This is a genomic window from Pseudomonas sp. G5(2012), assembly GCF_000408945.1.
Classification (GTDB): Bacteria; Pseudomonadota; Gammaproteobacteria; order Pseudomonadales; family Pseudomonadaceae; genus Aquipseudomonas; species Aquipseudomonas umsongensis.
Window position 1 is genome coordinate 228,030 of record NZ_APIO01000025.1, and the last position, 14,621, is coordinate 242,650.

The 14,621-nt window shown below is 60.0% G+C and carries 17 protein-coding genes; 10 read left to right on the forward strand and 7 right to left on the reverse strand.

Annotated features, from left to right (window positions below; all coding sequences use genetic code 11):
• Positions 1–3: 3 nt before the first annotated feature.
• From PG5_RS08225 to PG5_RS08250, 6 genes are all read right to left on the reverse strand, one after another.
• Positions 4–1,497: an RNA polymerase factor sigma-54 gene (locus PG5_RS08225; RefSeq protein ID WP_033044849.1), complete on the reverse strand. Its 1,494-nt coding sequence runs from the start codon at positions 1,495–1,497 to the stop codon at positions 4–6.
• 184 nt (positions 1,498–1,681) lie between these two features.
• Positions 1,682–2,407, reverse strand: a complete 726-nt coding sequence (gene lptB, locus PG5_RS08230; protein ID WP_008054366.1) for an LPS export ABC transporter ATP-binding protein — start codon at positions 2,405–2,407, stop codon at positions 1,682–1,684.
• The gene (gene lptA / locus PG5_RS08235; protein WP_033044848.1) at positions 2,407–2,955 is read right to left on the reverse strand and encodes a lipopolysaccharide transport periplasmic protein LptA; all 549 of its coding nucleotides are present in this window, start codon (positions 2,953–2,955) and stop codon (positions 2,407–2,409) included. The genes lptB and lptA overlap by 1 nt, the downstream gene beginning before the upstream one ends.
• Positions 2,942–3,514, reverse strand: coding sequence for an LPS export ABC transporter periplasmic protein LptC (lptC, locus tag PG5_RS08240; RefSeq protein ID WP_020796643.1), 573 nt, complete (start codon positions 3,512–3,514; stop codon positions 2,942–2,944). The genes lptA and lptC overlap by 14 nt, the downstream gene beginning before the upstream one ends.
• Positions 3,515–3,522: 8 nt before the next feature.
• Positions 3,523–4,047 carry an HAD family hydrolase gene (locus tag PG5_RS08245; protein WP_020796644.1) on the reverse strand — a complete coding sequence of 175 codons (525 nt, stop codon included), beginning with the start codon at positions 4,045–4,047 and terminating at the stop codon, positions 3,523–3,525.
• Positions 4,047–5,021 (reverse strand): KpsF/GutQ family sugar-phosphate isomerase, encoded by a 975-nt coding sequence (locus tag PG5_RS08250; protein ID WP_020796645.1) that lies wholly within the window; start codon positions 5,019–5,021, stop codon positions 4,047–4,049. The genes PG5_RS08245 and PG5_RS08250 overlap by 1 nt, the downstream gene beginning before the upstream one ends.
• Positions 5,022–5,295: 274 nt before the next feature.
• On the opposite strand from PG5_RS08250, the gene PG5_RS08255 reads away from it, so the two are divergent.
• From PG5_RS08255 to hisC, 10 genes are all read left to right on the forward strand, one after another.
• Complete coding sequence (locus tag PG5_RS08255; protein WP_020796646.1) at positions 5,296–6,105, forward strand: ATP-binding cassette domain-containing protein; 810 nt, start codon at positions 5,296–5,298, stop codon at positions 6,103–6,105.
• Complete coding sequence (gene mlaE, locus PG5_RS08260) at positions 6,105–6,902, forward strand: lipid asymmetry maintenance ABC transporter permease subunit MlaE (protein WP_020796647.1); 798 nt, start codon at positions 6,105–6,107, stop codon at positions 6,900–6,902. Before PG5_RS08255 ends, mlaE begins: the two co-directional genes overlap by 1 nt.
• Entirely contained in the window at positions 6,902–7,369 is a 468-nt protein-coding gene (mlaD, locus tag PG5_RS08265; RefSeq protein WP_008054374.1) for an outer membrane lipid asymmetry maintenance protein MlaD, read from the forward strand. The genes mlaE and mlaD overlap by 1 nt, the downstream gene beginning before the upstream one ends.
• 11 nt (positions 7,370–7,380) lie before the next feature.
• Positions 7,381–8,034 (forward strand): phospholipid-binding protein MlaC, encoded by a 654-nt coding sequence (locus PG5_RS08270; RefSeq protein WP_020796648.1) that lies wholly within the window; start codon positions 7,381–7,383, stop codon positions 8,032–8,034.
• Positions 8,031–8,336, forward strand: coding sequence for a lipid asymmetry maintenance protein MlaB (locus tag PG5_RS08275; RefSeq protein WP_042955295.1), 306 nt, complete (start codon positions 8,031–8,033; stop codon positions 8,334–8,336). Before PG5_RS08270 ends, PG5_RS08275 begins: the two co-directional genes overlap by 4 nt.
• Positions 8,337–8,450: 114 nt before the next feature.
• A complete protein-coding gene (locus PG5_RS08280; protein WP_020796650.1) occupies positions 8,451–8,690 on the forward strand; it encodes a BolA family protein in 240 nt (79 codons plus the stop codon).
• A gap of 22 nt (positions 8,691–8,712) precedes the next feature.
• Entirely contained in the window at positions 8,713–9,978 is a 1,266-nt protein-coding gene (gene murA, locus PG5_RS08285) for a UDP-N-acetylglucosamine 1-carboxyvinyltransferase (protein WP_020796651.1), read from the forward strand.
• Positions 9,979–10,105: 127 nt separating this feature from the next.
• The gene (hisG, locus tag PG5_RS08290) at positions 10,106–10,741 is read left to right on the forward strand and encodes an ATP phosphoribosyltransferase (RefSeq protein ID WP_008018703.1); all 636 of its coding nucleotides are present in this window, start codon (positions 10,106–10,108) and stop codon (positions 10,739–10,741) included.
• A 125-nt stretch (positions 10,742–10,866) separates the two neighbouring features.
• Positions 10,867–12,192 carry a histidinol dehydrogenase gene (gene hisD / locus PG5_RS08295; RefSeq protein WP_020796652.1) on the forward strand — a complete coding sequence of 442 codons (1,326 nt, stop codon included), beginning with the start codon at positions 10,867–10,869 and terminating at the stop codon, positions 12,190–12,192.
• Position 12,193: 1 nt separating this feature from the next.
• Complete coding sequence (gene hisC / locus PG5_RS08300) at positions 12,194–13,246, forward strand: histidinol-phosphate transaminase (RefSeq protein ID WP_020796653.1); 1,053 nt, start codon at positions 12,194–12,196, stop codon at positions 13,244–13,246.
• A gap of 133 nt (positions 13,247–13,379) precedes the next feature.
• Here the strand turns inward: hisC and algW are convergent, their stop codons facing one another.
• Positions 13,380–14,540 carry a Do family serine endopeptidase AlgW gene (gene algW / locus PG5_RS08305; RefSeq protein WP_020796654.1) on the reverse strand — a complete coding sequence of 387 codons (1,161 nt, stop codon included), beginning with the start codon at positions 14,538–14,540 and terminating at the stop codon, positions 13,380–13,382.
• Between the last annotated feature and the right edge of the window lie 81 nt (positions 14,541–14,621).

Here is a 14,621-nt window from a genome sequence, read left to right on the forward strand (position 1 = left end):
GCCCTACATCAACCGCTTGCGTTCGCTCGAAGGCGCGATCCCGAGGGATTCGCGGTACTTGGCGACGGTGCGGCGAGCCACCTGAATGCCTTGTGCCTCCAGTAAACCAGCGATCTTGCTGTCACTCAACGGCTTTTTCTGATTTTCCGCCGCCACCAGTTTTTTGATGATCGCGCGAATCGCCGTGGACGAGCATTCTCCGCCCTCGGAGGTGCTGACGTGACTGGAGAAAAAGTATTTCAGTTCATAAATGCCCCGAGGGGTATGCATGAATTTCTGCGTGGTAACCCGCGAAATCGTCGACTCATGCATGCCGACCGCTTCGGCGATGTCATGCAGGACCAATGGCTTCATGGCTTCGTCGCCATACTCCAGGAAGCCGCGCTGATGCTCGACGATCTGCGTGGCCACTTTCATCAGGGTTTCGTTGCGGCTTTGCAGGCTCTTGATGAACCAGCGGGCTTCCTGCAGTTGATTGCGCATGAAGGTGTTGTCGGCGCTGGTGTCGGCACGACGAACGAAGCCCGCATACTGGGCGTTGACCCTCAGGCGGGGCACCGACTCCTGGTTGAGCTCCACCAGCCAGCGTTCGTTATCCTTGCGCACGATCACGTCCGGAACCACGTATTCGGCTTCGGTCGACTCGATTTGCGAGCCCGGGCGCGGGTTGAGGCTCTGGACCAGCTCGATCACCTGGCGCAGCTCATCTTCCTTGAGCTTCATGCGGCGCATCAGCTGGCTGTAGTCGCGGCTGCCGAGCAAGTCGATATAGTCAGTGACCAGGCGCTTGGCTTCGGCCAGCCAAGGCGTCTTGGCGGGCAGTTGGCGCAATTGCAACAGCAGGCATTCACCCAGGTTGCGTGCGCCGATGCCGGCAGGTTCGAATTGCTGGATGCGGTGCAGGACGGCTTCGATTTCGTCCAGTTCGATGTCCAGTTCCGGATCGAAGGCTTCGAGGATTTCCTCCAGCGTCTCGTCCAGGTAGCCCTGGTTGTTGATGCAATCGATCAGGGTCACGGCGATCAGGCGATCGGTGTCGGACATCGGTGCCAGGTTCAGTTGCCACAGCAGGTGGCTTTGCAGGCTCTCGCCGGCTGATGTGCGGGTGGTGAAATCCCACTCGTCGTCATCGTTGCTCGGCAGGCTGCTGGCGCTGGTCTGGTAGACGTCTTCCCAGGCGGTGTCGACAGGCAGTTCGTTGGGAATGCGCTCGTTCCAGTCGCCTTCCTCGATATTATCGACGGTCGTGGCGCTTTCCTGGTAGGAGGGTTCCTGGGTGTCGGTACTGGGTTTGTGTTCGGCGTTGTCGGCCAGCGGGTCGGAATTGTCGAAGTCGTCGCCTTCTTCCTGGCGCTCGAGCATCGGATTGGACTCCAGGGCCTCCTGGATTTCCTGTTGCAGGTCCAGGGTCGACAATTGGAGCAGGCGGATGGCCTGTTGCAGCTGCGGTGTCATCGTCAGCTGCTGGCCCATTCTCAAGACTAGCGATGGTTTCATGGCAGGGGCTTAACACCTTATTCGCCGGCGCACATGCGCCATCCACTACAGGGCGCCGGAGCGCCAAACATAAGCAAATTATATGCCCGAAACCGCGGCGTTTGCCTAGAGCGCTGTAACAATAAAAAAAGGTTGATTTTTTATTGCGCCAAGCGCTTTGCCGACTCGCTGGACACCGCGATGCTTACAGGCGGAATTCATGCCCCAGGTACACTTCTTTCACCAGGTCATTGGCCAGGATGGTTTCAGCGTCGCCTTCGGCGATCAGTTGACCATCGTTGACAATATAGGCGGTTTCGCAGATATCCAGGGTTTCGCGGACGTTGTGGTCGGTGATCAGTACGCCGATGCCCTTGGCCTTGAGGTGGTGGATGATCTGCTTGATGTCACCCACCGAGATCGGGTCAACGCCGGCGAACGGTTCGTCGAGCAGGATGAATTTCGGGTTGGTGGCCAGTGCCCGGGCGATTTCCACGCGACGGCGTTCGCCACCGGACAGGCTCATGCCGAGGTTGTCGCGGATGTGGCTGATGTGGAACTCCTGCAGCAGGCTTTCCAGTTCCTTGCGGCGACCGGCCTTGTCGAGTTCCTTGCGGGTCTCGAGGATGGCCATGATGTTGTCGGCTACGGAGAGTTTGCGGAAGATCGATGCTTCTTGCGGCAGATAACCGATACCCGCCTTGGCGCGACCGTGCATCGGCTGGTGGCTGACATCAAGGTCGTCGATCAGTACGCGACCCTGATCGGCCTGTACCAGGCCGACGATCATGTAGAAACAGGTGGTCTTGCCGGCGCCGTTGGGGCCGAGCAGGCCGACGATCTGGCCGCTGTCGATGGACAGGCTGACGTCTCGCACGACCTGGCGGCTCTTGTAGCTCTTGGCCAGGTGCTGGGCTTTCAGAGTTGCCATTAAGGGGCCTTTTGCTCGTCGGTTTTCTTTTTCGGCTGGATCACCATGTCGATGCGCGGACGCGACTCGGTCACCTTGCTGCCCGTTGCGCGACCGGCGCTGGCCAGCTTTTTCTCGGTGTCATAGACGATTTTCTCGCCTTGAGTGACGTTGCTGTCCTTGTCGATGACCTTGGCGCGGTCGATCAGCACGACACGATTTTGCTTGGCGAGGTACTGGATGGTCACGCCCCATCCCTGCACGGGCTTGGTGTCGCCTGCGGTCTGCAGTTGCTCGAAGTAGGCCAGGTTACCCACCGAGGTCACCACGTCGACGTCGCCATCGGGGGCGCGGGTCATGGTCACCTTGTTGCCCTTGACAATGATCGAGCCCTGGGTGATGACCACATCGCCCGTATAGGTGGCCACACCGTTCTTGTCGTCCAGTTGGGCGTCGTCGGCCTGGATGCGGATGGGTTGCTGCTGATCGTCCGGCAGAGCCCAGGCGCTCACGCTTCCCAGTGCTGCGCCCAGACTGAGCAAAATAGGGAGGGTTTTAACGAGCCTCATACTGTCCTCTTACGTTCGATAGCAGGTGTATCCTGCTTTCTTTCAAATACGCCTTCATGCCGACACCAGTCGATACACCGCCAGCGCCGTCGATTCTAACGGGTTGCTGGGTCTGCGCATATTGCTGCTGCGGGAACACGGTCATGCGAGTACTGGTGATCAGGGTGTCGCGGTTCTTTTCGTCGGTACGCTTGACGCGCACGTTGTCGATCAGTTCGACCTCGGTCCCGCCGGAGTTCACCTCACCGTGATCGCTGGTCACATGCCACGGAAAATCAGTGCCGCGGTACATGTTCAGGTCGGGTTTGGTCACCAGCGTGATGTCGGTTGCCTTGACGTGCTCGGCTTTTTCCGACGTCATTTCGTATTGCACCTTGCCGTCTTCGAGGTACTGCAAGGTGTGAGTGTTGGTCGCGTACCAGTCGATCGGGCTTTCTTCAGTCTTGGCCGGTGGCTTGTCGAGAAAGCGTTCCGGGCTGATGTTCCAGTAGCCGACCGCGGCGAAAATCGCCACGATGCAACTGACCACCAATGTCTTGCGAACTTTTTTGCTGAACATGATTTGGCTCACAGGTACGCGGCATTGGCCGCATCGAGGCGGCCCTGGGCGCGCAGGATCAATTCGCAGAACTCGCGGGCAGCACCTTCGCCGCCACGGGCCAGGGTGATGCCATGTGCGTGTTCGCGCACGAAGCTGGCGGCGTTGGCCACTGCCATGCCCAGGCCGACGCGCCGGATCACCGGCAGGTCCGGCAGGTCGTCACCGAGGTAGGCGACCTGTTCATAGCTTAGGCCGAGTTGCGCAAGAAGCTCGTCGAGTACCACCAGTTTGTCTTCGCGGCCCTGGTACAGGTGGGGAATGCCGAGGTTCTTCGCGCGTCGTTCGACTACCGGTGTTTTGCGGCCGCTGATGATCGCGGTCTGTACGCCGGCGGCCATCAGCATCTTGATGCCCTGGCCGTCGAGGGTGTTGAACGTCTTGAATTCGCTACCGTCTTCGAGGAAGTACAGGCGCCCGTCGGTCAGGACGCCGTCGACGTCGAACACCGCCAGTTTGATCTGTTGGCCGCGTTGCAGCAGGTCCGTGCTCATTACATTACTCCCGCACGCAGCAAGTCGTGCATGTTCAGGGCACCGACCGGGCGATCTTCGCTGTCGACCACGACCAGCGCGTTGATTTTGTGATCTTCCATTATTTTCAGGGCCTCGGCGGCGAGCATTTCGGAACGGGCCGTCTTGCCATGGGCCGTCATGACCTGATCAATAGTGGCGGTGTGGATGTCGATGCTGCGGTCCAGCGTGCGGCGTAAATCACCATCGGTGAAGATCCCGGCCAGCTTGCCGTCGGCCTCCATTATCACGGTCATGCCCAGGCCCTTGCGGGTCATTTCCATCAGCGCATCCTTGAGCAGGGTGCCGCGTTGTACCTGCGGCAGCTCTTGCCCTGCGTGCATGACGTCTTCCACTTTCAGCAGCAGGCGTCGGCCCAGCGCACCGCCCGGATGGGAAAAGGCGAAATCCTCAGCGGTAAAACCGCGAGCTTCCAGCAGCGCGACGGCGAGGGCGTCACCCATGACCAGTGCCGCGGTCGTCGACGAGGTGGGCGCCAGGTTCAATGGGCAGGCCTCGTGGTCGACCTGTACATTCAGGTTGACCTCTGCCGCCTTGGCCAGCGGCGAGTCGGGCTTGCCCGTCATGCTGATCAGCTGGATGCCCAGGCGCTTGATCAGCGGCAGCAGGGTGATGATTTCATTGGTCGAGCCGGAGTTCGACAGTGCCAGGATGATGTCATCACGGGTAATCATGCCCATGTCGCCATGGCTGGCTTCGGCCGGGTGCACGAAAAAGGCCGTGGTACCGGTACTGGCCAGGGTGGCGGCGATCTTGTTGCCGATGTGCCCCGATTTGCCCATGCCGACCACGACGACGCGGCCTTTGCTGGCCAGAATCATTTCGCAGGCGCGCACGAAATCCTTGTCGATACGGGGCAGCAAGCTTTTTACGGCTTCCAGTTCGAGGCGGATGGTGCGTTGTGCTGACTTGATCAGGTCGCTGGATTGGCTCATTTTGAAAATGTTTGGCCTGATGAAAAGGCGGCGATTATAGCCGGTATGGTTGAAACCCTCACGCAAGTTCGTTGCCCATCGTCATCTGTTGTTACCGAATCCCCTCTAGATGGAGCTTTCTGGCTGTCATGTCGCTGAACATGGTCTGGCATTGGCCTTGGGCGCGTGACGCTTGCAGTGATATAGTTCGCCGCCAGTTCGGCCCGCCCAGGAGTATGTGCTTTTGTCAGGAAGCCCGGCGTCCGAGTGTGAGGCTGCATCGCAAGGAGTTTAGATGAGTGCCGATAACGCCTACGCGGTCGAGCTGAAGGGACTGACCTTCAAGCGCGGTGCGCGCAGCATTTTCAATAACATTGATATCCGCATCCCGCGCGGCAAGGTCACCGGCATCATGGGGCCTTCCGGGTGTGGCAAGACCACGCTGTTGCGCTTGATGGGCGCGCAGTTGCGGCCTGCCAGTGGCGAAGTATGGGTCAATGGTCAGAACCTGCCGGCGTTGTCGCGCAGTGATCTGTTCGATGCACGCAAGCACATGGGTGTGCTGTTTCAGAGTGGCGCACTGTTTACCGACCTCGATGTCTTCGAGAACGTCGCGTTTCCGTTGCGCGTTCACACCGAGCTGCCCGAAGAAATGATCCGCGACATCGTCCTGCTCAAATTGCAGGCCGTGGGATTGCGCGGTGCGATCGACCTGATGCCCGACGAACTGTCCGGCGGCATGAAGCGTCGTGTCGCACTGGCGCGGGCAATTGCGCTCGATCCGCAGATTCTCATGTATGACGAGCCCTTCGTCGGCCAGGACCCCATTGCCATGGGCGTGCTGGTGCGCCTGATCCGCTTGCTCAACGATGCGCTGGGCATTACCAGTATCGTGGTTTCCCATGACCTGGCCGAAACCGCCAGCATCGCCGACTACATCTATGTCGTGGGCGACGGGCAGGTGTTGGGGCAGGGCTCGCCCGACGAGCTGATGAACTCGGACGATCCGCGTATCCGTCAATTCATGACAGGCGAGCCCGACGGTCCGGTCCCCTATCACTTTCCAGCGACGGATTACCGCGCAGATCTCCTGGGGAAGCGTTGATGCGCAAGATTTCACTTTTGGAAAGGGTGCGCCGGTTCGGCCAGGGCGGCATCGACGTGCTGGCGGTGTTCGGGCGCTCTTCGCTGTTTCTGTTTCACGCACTGCTGGGGCGTGGTGGCATCGGTGGCGGGTTTGGCCTGCTGGTCAAGCAACTGCATTCGGTGGGCGTGATGTCCCTGGTGATCATCGTGGTCTCCGGGATATTCATCGGCATGGTGCTGGCGCTGCAAGGCTTCAACATCCTGTCCAGCTACGGTTCGGAGCAGGCGGTGGGGCAGATGGTGGCGCTGACGCTGCTGCGTGAGTTGGGGCCGGTGGTCACGGCATTGCTGTTCGCCGGGCGTGCCGGTTCGGCACTGACCGCGGAAATCGGCAACATGAAGTCCACCGAACAGCTCTCCAGCCTGGAGATGATCGGGGTGGACCCGCTCAAGTACATCATTGCCCCGCGCCTGTGGGCCGGCTTCATTTCCTTGCCGGTGCTGGCAATGATCTTCAGCGTGGTGGGTATCTGGGGCGGTTCCTGGGTGGCCGTCGACTGGCTGGGCGTGTATGAAGGCTCCTACTGGTCGAACATGCAGAACAGCGTGACCTTTGTCGACGATGTGCTCAACGGCATCATCAAAAGCATTGTCTTCGCCTTTGTCGTGACCTGGATCGCCGTATTCCAAGGCTATGACTGTGAACCCACTTCAGAGGGGATCAGTCGTGCCACTACCAAGACCGTGGTGTATGCCTCTTTGGCTGTGCTCGGCCTGGACTTTATTCTGACCGCCTTGATGTTTGGAGATTTCTGATGCAAAACCGCACCCTGGAAATCGGTGTCGGCCTTTTCTTGCTGGCTGGCATCCTGGCTTTGCTGTTGCTGGCGTTGCGGGTCAGTGGACTGTCCCCGAGCCCGAGCACCGAAACCTATAAACTTTATGCGTATTTCGACAATATCGCCGGTTTGACTGTCAGAGCTAAAGTGACCATGGCCGGTGTGACCATCGGCAAGGTCACGGCAATCGATCTGGATCGCGACAGTTTCACCGGTCGGGTAACCATGCAACTGGAGAAGCGCGTAGATAACCTACCGGCAGATTCCACTGCATCTATCCTGACCGCTGGCCTGTTGGGCGAGAAGTACATCGGCATCAGTGTGGGCGGGGAAGAGGCCCTGCTCAAGGATGGCGGGACCATCCACGACACCCAGTCGTCGCTGGTGCTCGAGGACCTGATCGGTAAATTCCTGCTCAATACCGTTAGCAAAGACGCCAAATGAGGAGCTTTTGAATGATCTCTACCTTGCGACGTGGCCTGTTGGTTTTGCTCGCGGCCTTGCCGATGATGGCCCATGCCGTGGCGGCGCCTAGCGCGCACGAGCTGGTCCAGGACACCACCAACCGGCTGCTGGCCGACCTGGCCGCCAACAAAGAGAAGTACAAGCAGGATCCGCAGGACTTCTACGCGGCGCTCAACAGCATTGTCGGGCCTGTAGTGGATGCCGAAGGTATTTCCAAGAGCATCATGACGGTCAAGTACTCGCGCAAGGCGACCCCTGCGCAAATGAAGACCTTTGAAGAAAACTTCAAGAAGGGTCTGTTCCAGTTCTATGGCAATGCCTTGCTTGAGTACAACAACCAAGGCATCACCGTTGATCCTGCCAAGGACGAGTCGGGCAACCGTACGAGCGTCGGCATGACAGTCAAGGGCAGCAACGGCGCGATCTATCCTGTGTCCTACACACTGGAAAAGATCGGCGGCGAGTGGAAGCTGCGCAACGTCATCATCAACGGTATCAACATTGGCAAGCTGTTCCGTGATCAGTTCGCTGATGCGATGCAGCGCAATGGCAACGACCTGGACAAAACCATCAATGGTTGGGCCGGGGAAGTCGCCAAGGCCAAGGAAACCGCTGAGCAATCCACCGAGAAACAGACCCAATGAGTGAGGCGGCGGTCCAGATGGACGACGCCGGCGAGCTGCGGCTCAGCGGTGTGCTGGATTATCGCACCGGCCCTCAATTGCGCGAGCAGGGGCGGGCGCTGATCAAGGCCAGCAAGGCTGCGGCCGTGGTAGTCGATTGTTCGGCGGTGGAGAAATCCAGCAGCGTCGGTCTGTCGTTGCTGTTGTGTTTCATGCGAGATGCCCAGGCGGCCGGCAAGGCGCTGAGCATCCGCGGGATGCCAGAAGACATGCGCGAAATCGCTCAGGTCAGTGAACTGACCGAGCTGTTGGCGCATCCCTAACCCGCATCTATAAAGAAGCCCCCCGTCAGAGTCCTGCTTCCCGGGGTTCGCAGGCGCGGGGCTTTTTTGTATGATGTCCGACCCGCGCGCACAGGGCGCCGATTGAGGTTGAGCATGCAGGCCAACGAAGTGAAGAGCTTTCTTGAAGGAAAGCTGCCCGGAACGAAGGTAGAAGTCGAGGGCGAAGGCTGCAATTTCCAGCTGAACGTGATTAGCGATGAACTGGCGGCGTTGAGCCCGGTGAAGCGTCAGCAGCAGGTCTATGCCCATTTGAACCCATGGATCACCGATGGCAGCATCCATGCGGTCACTATGAAATTTTTCAGCAGCGCGGCCTGGGCCGAGCGCACCTGAGCCCACGGGCGTAGAGATTCTTATGGATAAATTGATTATTACTGGCGGTGCTCGTCTTGACGGCGAGATCCGCATCTCCGGGGCAAAGAACTCTGCCCTGCCGATCCTGGCGGCTACCCTGCTGTGCGATGGTCCGGTGACCGTTGCCAACCTGCCACACCTGCACGACATCACCACCATGATCGAATTGTTCGGTCGCATGGGGATCGAGCCGGTGATCGACGAGAAACTGGCCGTCGAAATCGATCCGCGGACCATCAAGACCCTGATCGCTCCGTACGAACTGGTTAAGACCATGCGTGCGTCGATCCTGGTGCTGGGCCCGATGGTTGCCCGTTTCGGTGAAGCCGAAGTCGCGTTGCCTGGCGGTTGCGCCATCGGTTCGCGACCGGTGGACCTGCACATCCGTGGCCTGGAGGCCATGGGCGCGATCATCGACGTCGAAGGCGGCTACATCAAGGCCAAGGCGCCAGAAGGCGGCCTGCGCGGTGCGCATTTCTTCTTCGACACCGTCAGTGTGACCGGTACCGAAAACATCATGATGGCTGCAGCCCTGGCCAAGGGACGCAGTGTCCTGGCGAACGCCGCGCGCGAGCCTGAAGTCGTCGACCTGGCGAACTTCCTGAACGCGATGGGTGCCAAGGTTTCCGGCGCTGGTACCGACACCATCACCATCGATGGCGTTGAGCGTCTGCACACCACCACCTACAAGGTGATGCCGGACCGTATCGAAACCGGCACCTACCTGGTGGCCGCAGCCGTGACCGGCGGGCGTGTGAAGGTCAAGGACACCGATCCGACCATTCTCGAAGCCGTGCTGGAGAAACTCCGCGAAGCGGGCGCCGAAATCACCACCGGTGAAGACTGGATCGAGCTGAACATGCACGGCAAGCGGCCTAAAGCCGTGAACGTGCGAACCGCTCCGTACCCGGCGTTCCCGACCGACATGCAGGCGCAGTTCATCTCCCTCAACGCCATTGCCGAAGGCACGGGCGCTGTGATCGAGACGATCTTCGAAAACCGCTTCATGCACGTGTACGAACTGCACCGCATGGGCGCCAAGATCCAGGTCGAGGGCAACACCGCCATCGTTACCGGCACCGAGAAGCTCAAGGGCGCGCCAGTGATGGCCACCGACCTGCGGGCTTCGGCCAGCCTGGTGATTTCGGCGCTGATTGCCGACGGCGATACCCTGATCGACCGCATCTACCACATAGACCGTGGTTACGAGTGCATCGAAGAGAAACTGCAGATGCTGGGCGCCAAGATCCGCCGCGTTCCGGGCTAGTTTCTGCTGCATGGGCGCAGGGACGTGCCCGTTGAATTGTTGTAAGTCGAGCCGGTTTCCGGCTCGACGTGTGTCCGGCGCCATTTGCGACCGGACATGAGTACCTTGATAAGGACTGACGTTTCCCATGTTGACCATCGCACTGTCCAAGGGCCGCATCCTTGACGACACCCTGCCGCTTCTGGCTGAAGCGGGCATCGTGCCGACCGAGAATCCGGACAAGAGTCGCAAGCTGATCATTCCCACGACCCAGGAAGATGTACGCCTGTTGATCGTGCGTGCCACCGACGTGCCGACTTATGTCGAGCATGGTGCCGCCGACCTCGGTGTTGCTGGTAAAGACGTGCTGATGGAATACGGCGGTCAAGGCCTGTACGAGCCATTGGACTTGCAGATTGCCCAGTGCAAGTTGATGACCGCCGGCAAGGTCGGCGCGGTCGAGCCCAAGGGTCGCCTGCGTATCGCCACCAAGTTCGTCAACGTTGCCAAGCGCTACTATGCCGAGCAGGGCCGTCAGGTCGACATCATCAAGCTCTACGGCTCGATGGAGCTGGCGCCGCTGATCGGCTTGGCCGACAAGATCATCGACGTGGTCGACACCGGTAACACGCTGCGGGCCAACGGCCTGGAGCCACAGGATTTCATCGCGGCCATCAGCTCCCGGCTGATCGTCAACAAAGCTTCGATGAAAATGCAGCACGCCCGTATCCAGGCGTTGATCGACACCCTGCGCAAGGCAGTGGAGTCTCGACACCGCGGCTGATTCACCCGCGCGACTTTGAGTTGCGCCGTCTATCCGCCTCATAGCCAGAATTCTCAGGTGCCCAAGCGGATCGAATGTTAGCTTCGGGCGCCTGAGTTTTTTGCCAATCCTATGAGGCTCTCGCTATGACCGCACCGACTGCAATTCGCCGACTCAACGCTGCTGACCCGGATTTCGCACATCATCTGGATCATCTGCTGAGCTGGGAAAGTGTGTCTGACGACTCGGTCAATCAGCGGGTGCTGGACATCATCAAGGCCGTGCGCGAGCGTGGCGATGCCGCGTTGGTGGAGTTCACCCGACAGTTCGACGGGTTGGACGTCGCCTCCATGGCCGACCTGATCCTGCCGCGCGAGCGCCTGGAACTGGCGTTGACCCGCATTACCGTGCCACAGCGCGAGGCCCTGGAAAAAGCCGCGGCCCGCGTACGCAGCTACCACGAGAAGCAGAAACAGGACTCCTGGAGCTACACCGAAGCTGACGGCACCGTGCTGGGCCAGAAGGTCACGCCGCTCGATCGCGCCGGTCTGTACGTGCCGGGCGGCAAGGCGTCGTACCCTTCTTCCGTGTTGATGAACGCGATTCCGGCCAAGGTTGCCGGTGTGACCGAAGTGGTCATGGTGGTGCCGACCCCGCGCGGTGAAATCAACGAGCTGGTGCTGGCTGCTGCCTGCATCGCGGGCGTTGACCGTGTGTTCACCATCGGTGGCGCACAAGCTGTTGCCGCGCTGGCTTATGGCACCGAAAGCGTGCCGCAAGTCGACAAAGTGGTTGGCCCGGGCAACATCTATGTCGCCACCGCCAAGCGTCACGTGTTTGGCCAGGTCGGTATCGACATGATTGCCGGCCCGTCCGAGATCCTCGTGGTGTGTGACGGCCTGACTGATCCTGACTGGATCGCCATGGATCTGTTCTCCCAGGCCGAGCATGACGAAGACGCCCAGGCGATCCTGGTCAGCCCGGATGCGGCCTTTCTCGATCAGGTCGCCGCGAGCATTGCCAAACTGATGCCGACCATGGAGCGCGCCGAGATCATCGAAACCTCGATCAACGGCCGTGGTGCGCTGATCCAGGTGCGTGACATGGAGCAAGCCATCGAAGTGGCCAACCGCATCGCGCCGGAGCACCTGGAGTTGTCGGTTGCCGATCCGCAAGCCTGGCTTCCACAGATCCGTCATGCCGGCGCCATCTTCATGGGTCGCCACACCAGCGAAGCACTGGGCGACTACTGCGCAGGCCCGAACCACGTATTGCCGACTTCCGGCACGGCGCGGTTCTCGTCGCCGCTGGGCGTATACGACTTCCAGAAACGTTCGTCGATCATTTTTTGCTCGGAACAGGGCGCGTCCGACCTGGGTAAAACCGCTTCCGTGCTGGCCCGTGGCGAGTCGCTGACTGCCCACGCCCGCAGTGCCGAATACCGCATCATCGACGACAAGCAGGGGAACTGAGATGAGTAAATTCTGGAGCCCGTTCGTCAAGAACCTGGTGCCTTACGTACCGGGCGAGCAGCCAAAGCTGGCGAAACTGGTGAAGCTCAACACCAACGAAAACCCGTACGGTCCATCGCCCAAGGCCTTGGCTGCGATGCAGGCCGAACTGAACGACAATCTGCGCCTGTACCCGGACCCGAACAGCGATCTGCTGAAAAATGCCGTGGCCAAGTACTACGGCGTGCAGAGTAACCAGGTATTTCTCGGCAACGGCTCCGACGAAGTGCTGGCGCACATCTTCCACGGGTTGCTGCAGCACGATCAGCCGCTGCTGTTCCCGGACATCAGCTACAGCTTCTATCCGGTCTATTGCGGGCTGTACGGCATCAAGTTCGATGCAGTGCCGCTGGACGAGCAGTTCCAGATCAATCCTGCGGACTACGCAAAACCGAACGGCGGGATCATTTTCCCCAACCCGAACGCACCGACCGGTTGCCTGTTGGCGCTGGAGGCGGTCGAGCAAATCCTCAAGGGCAGCCCGGACTCGGTGGTCGTGGTGGATGAGGCTTACATCGACTTCGGTGGCGAGACGGCAATCACGTTGGTAGACCGTTATCCGAACCTGCTAGTGACCCAGACCCTGTCAAAATCCCGCTCCCTGGCGGGCCTGCGGGTTGGCTTGGCGGTGGGGCATCCGGACCTGATCGAGGCGCTGGAGCGGATCAAGAACAGCTTTAACTCCTATCCGATCGATCGCATGGCGAACGTCGGCGCGGCGGCGGCGTTCGAAGATCGTGAGTACTTCGACAAGACGTGCCGATTGGTCATCGAGAGCCGCGACAAGGTGGTCGCGCAGTTGCAGGCTAAGGGCTTTGAAGTGCTGCCGTCGGCCGCGAACTTCATTTTTGCCCGTCACCCCAAGCACGATGCGGCAGGCCTGGCAGCTAAACTGCGCGAGCAAGGTGTGATCGTCCGGCACTTCAAGCAGGAGCGAATTGCCCAGTTCCTGCGGATTTCGATCGGCACGCCTGAGCAAAACCAGGCCCTGATCGACGGCCTCGGCGACCTCTGAACCACACCCAACCCTGTAGGAGCGAGCATGCTCGCGATGGACTAGAGAACGCAGTGGGGTGTCAGGCTTCCAGCGTTATCGTTGACGACCATCGCGAGCATGTTCGCTCCTACAGGGGTTTTGTGTTGATCGCTTAGTTTTCTTCTTTCTCTTTGACCGGTGCCGGTGGCGGGCGCAAGCCGATTTCCGCCGTGAGCTTGAGTTCCTTGCCGTTGCGCATCACCTCGATCGTGACCTTATCGGTTGGCTTGATCCGCGCGACCTGGTTCATCGAGCGTCGGCCATCGCCAGCCGGTTCGCCGTCGATGCTGAGAATCACATCGCCCAGTTGCAGGCCGGCTTTCTGCGCCGGACCGTCGCGGAAAATCCCGGCGACGACGATGCCCGGACGCCCCGACAGGCCAAACGATTCCGCCAGTTCCTGGGACAATGGCTGCACTTCAATACCGAGCCAGCCGCGAATCACCTGGCCGTGTTCGATGATCGATTTCATCACTTCCATGGCCAGCTTCACCGGAATCGCGAAGCCAATGCCTTGTGAACCTCCTGACTTGGAGAAGATCGCCGTGTTAATGCCGGTCAGGTTGCCGTTGGCGTCCACCAGCGCACCGCCGGAGTTGCCGGGGTTGATCGCGGCGTCGGTCTGGATGAAGTCTTCGTAGTTGTTCAGGCCCAGCTGATTACGCCCGGTGGCACTGATGATGCCCATGGTTACGGTCTGGCCGACGCCGAACGGGTTGCCGATGGCGAGGGCCACGTCGCCGATGCGGATGTTGTCCGAGCGGCCGACAGTGATCGAAGGCAGTTTCTTCAGGTCGATCTTGAGGACCGCGAGGTCAGTTTCCGGGTCGCTACCAATCACCCGAGCCAGGGTTTCACGGCCGTCCTTGAGCGCCACCACGATCTGGTCGGCACCGCTGGTCACGTGGTTGTTGGTCAGGATGTAGCCTTCCGGGCTCATGATCACGCCGGAGCCCAGGCTCGACTCCATGCGTTTCTGCTTGGGCGAGTTGTCGCCGAAGAATCGACGAAACTGCGGGTCCTCGAACAGCGGATGATTGGGTTTGTTGATGACTTTGGTGGTGTACAGGTTCACCACCGACGGCGCGGCGGTGGTTACCGCGTCGGAATAGGACACCGGGCCTTGCTGCATATTGGTGGTTTGGGGGGCCTGTTGCAGGTTGACGTCGAGGCTTGGAAGCCCAACCCACTGCGGGTAACGCTGGATGATTAACAGAGCGACAAGCACGCCGGCCAACAGCGGCCAGCCGGAAAAACGCAGCGCCTTGAGCATTAAGTACGTCCTGAGAGAGTTGCAGGCGGTATGAGACCGCTCATAATGACGCGCATTATACGAGGCCGCGCGTGCCTCTGA

Excerpts from the sequence above, each read along its gene's own strand:
- PG5_RS08225 (WP_033044849.1), bottom strand. The coding sequence starts at position 1,497 with ATGAAACCATCGCTAGTCTTGAGAATGGGCCAGCAGCTGACGATGACA.
- lptB (WP_008054366.1), bottom strand. The coding sequence starts at position 2,407 with ATGGCAACTCTGAAAGCCCAGCACCTGGCCAAGAGCTACAAGAGCCGC.
- lptA (WP_033044848.1), bottom strand. The coding sequence starts at position 2,955 with ATGAGGCTCGTTAAAACCCTCCCTATTTTGCTCAGTCTGGGCGCAGCA.
- lptC (WP_020796643.1), bottom strand. The coding sequence starts at position 3,514 with ATGTTCAGCAAAAAAGTTCGCAAGACATTGGTGGTCAGTTGCATCGTG.
- PG5_RS08245 (WP_020796644.1), bottom strand. The coding sequence starts at position 4,047 with ATGAGCACGGACCTGCTGCAACGCGGCCAACAGATCAAACTGGCGGTG.
- PG5_RS08250 (WP_020796645.1), bottom strand. The coding sequence starts at position 5,021 with ATGAGCCAATCCAGCGACCTGATCAAGTCAGCACAACGCACCATCCGC.
- PG5_RS08255 (WP_020796646.1), top strand. The coding sequence starts at position 5,296 with ATGAGTGCCGATAACGCCTACGCGGTCGAGCTGAAGGGACTGACCTTC.
- mlaE (WP_020796647.1), top strand. The coding sequence starts at position 6,105 with ATGCGCAAGATTTCACTTTTGGAAAGGGTGCGCCGGTTCGGCCAGGGC.
- mlaD (WP_008054374.1), top strand. The coding sequence starts at position 6,902 with ATGCAAAACCGCACCCTGGAAATCGGTGTCGGCCTTTTCTTGCTGGCT.
- PG5_RS08270 (WP_020796648.1), top strand. The coding sequence starts at position 7,381 with ATGATCTCTACCTTGCGACGTGGCCTGTTGGTTTTGCTCGCGGCCTTG.
- PG5_RS08275 (WP_042955295.1), top strand. The coding sequence starts at position 8,031 with ATGAGTGAGGCGGCGGTCCAGATGGACGACGCCGGCGAGCTGCGGCTC.
- PG5_RS08280 (WP_020796650.1), top strand. The coding sequence starts at position 8,451 with ATGCAGGCCAACGAAGTGAAGAGCTTTCTTGAAGGAAAGCTGCCCGGA.
- murA (WP_020796651.1), top strand. The coding sequence starts at position 8,713 with ATGGATAAATTGATTATTACTGGCGGTGCTCGTCTTGACGGCGAGATC.
- hisG (WP_008018703.1), top strand. The coding sequence starts at position 10,106 with ATGTTGACCATCGCACTGTCCAAGGGCCGCATCCTTGACGACACCCTG.
- hisD (WP_020796652.1), top strand. The coding sequence starts at position 10,867 with ATGACCGCACCGACTGCAATTCGCCGACTCAACGCTGCTGACCCGGAT.
- hisC (WP_020796653.1), top strand. The coding sequence starts at position 12,194 with ATGAGTAAATTCTGGAGCCCGTTCGTCAAGAACCTGGTGCCTTACGTA.
- algW (WP_020796654.1), bottom strand. The coding sequence starts at position 14,540 with ATGCTCAAGGCGCTGCGTTTTTCCGGCTGGCCGCTGTTGGCCGGCGTG.